Source organism: Delftia sp. ZNC0008 (assembly GCF_000799035.1).
GTDB lineage: Bacteria > Pseudomonadota > Gammaproteobacteria > Burkholderiales > Burkholderiaceae_C > Comamonas > Comamonas tsuruhatensis.
Genome location: NZ_JTKZ01000409.1, coordinates 1 through 308 on the forward strand (window position 1 = coordinate 1; position 308 = coordinate 308).

1 protein-coding gene is annotated in these 308 nt (G+C 73.1%); it reads right to left on the reverse strand.

Going from position 1 to position 308, the window contains the following annotated elements; genetic code table 11:
• Positions 1-308, reverse strand: a 308-nt coding sequence (locus L995_RS13645) for a response regulator (RefSeq protein WP_047472276.1), incomplete at both ends; no start/stop codon positions are given.

The window sequence follows — 308 nt, forward strand, 5'->3', positions numbered from 1 at the left end:
GAGAGCGCCAGGCCACGCGGCCCTGGCCGTCGAGCACCACCACGCCCAGCCCCGCCACGTCCACGGCCTCCTGCGCCTGGCGCGTGGCGCGGGCATTGCGCACATGGGTGGCCAGGCGCACCAGCACCTCGGGGATGCGCAGCGGCTTGACCACGTAGTCCACGCCGCCGCTGGCAAAGCCGCGGATGATCTGGTCCGTGTCCGACAGGCCGGTCATGAAGACCACGGGCACGTGGGCCCAGGCCGGCGTGTCCTTGAGCCGGCGGCACAGCGTGAAGCCGTCCCTGCCGGGCATGACGGCGTCCAGA